Source organism: Vibrio sp. YT-17 (assembly GCF_033337375.1).
Taxonomy (GTDB): domain Bacteria; phylum Pseudomonadota; class Gammaproteobacteria; order Enterobacterales; family Vibrionaceae; genus Vibrio; species Vibrio alginolyticus.
Map to the genome: position 1 here is coordinate 1 of NZ_JAWOQP010000181.1, position 1,092 is coordinate 1,092.

General features: G+C 40.9%; 1 protein-coding gene. It reads left to right on the forward strand.

Going from position 1 to position 1,092, the window contains the following annotated elements; genetic code table 11:
* Positions 1-390 precede the first annotated feature (390 nt).
* Positions 391-1,092, forward strand: a 702-nt coding sequence (locus tag R7F67_RS24810; protein ID WP_318057529.1) for a DUF523 and DUF1722 domain-containing protein, incomplete at its 3' end; no start/stop codon positions are given.

Below are 1,092 nucleotides of genomic sequence, written 5' to 3' on the forward strand. Positions count from 1 at the left end.
TCCAAAGTTTTGTTCTGATAAAACGCATCTATTATAGGATGCTATTACCAATTCTGTTGAACTTGTTCGTTTTCGTTGAGGCAATAATATCGGGACGTACAGTGATCCCTTGAGAGGTTAGTCACAAAAACCACCCTTTTCGAAACTAACCAAGCTATTGATAACTAAATCTGTTGAAAGCAAAAAGGCAATCGATTTGCTTTTGAGCGATTTGTTGATTGCGCACACAAAACAGCCAAAGAAAAAGATAAATATTTTTTAAATCGAGCTGATCGAAATCGCGGAGGAGTAAGTAAAACGATTAAATTGTACAATTAATTTTCTTGTACAATTTAGGGTGGCTTGCTATAAGTTATACAACAAAACTTTTTGTATAGGGATGACGTTGCTATGGAATCTTCAATCAAAGTAGGTATCAGTTCTTGCGTGTTAGGTGAACGCGTGCGTTTCGATTCTGGTCATAAAGTCAGTAACTTTGTGACTAAAGAGCTTAGCAATTATTTTGACTTTGTTTCTGTATGCCCAGAAGTGGGGGTAGGCATGCCAGTGCCACGCCCGACGATTCGTTTAATCAGTAATGAAGAACGCATCGCGTTGGTTGAAACGAAAAATCCCGACAATGATCACACAGATAACATGCTGACTTATTCCGCAAATAAAGTGGACGAGCTTCAAAATGAGCAATTGTGCGGTTACATCGTTTGTGCCAAATCGCCAACATGCGGTATGGAACGCGTAAAAGTGTACAGCAAAAACAACGCTGCAAAAGAAGGGGTTGGTCTTTACACGAAAACGTTGATGGAAAAAATGCCGTGGTTACCTGTCGAAGAAGATGGACGCCTAAATGATCCCGTTCTTAAAGAGAACTTCATTACTCGCATTTACTGTCTCAACGATTTTTATGAATCGATGGCAGGTGAGCCGACACGCGGTAAGATCATCGATTTCCATTCTCGTTATAAGCTAACGCTTATGGCGCACCATCCAGAGTCGTATCGATCTTTGGGGCGCTTAGTCGCAGATGTTGCCAACTATGAGATTGACGAGTTTTACCGAGAATACCGATTAGGTCTGATGACGGCGCTATCGAAC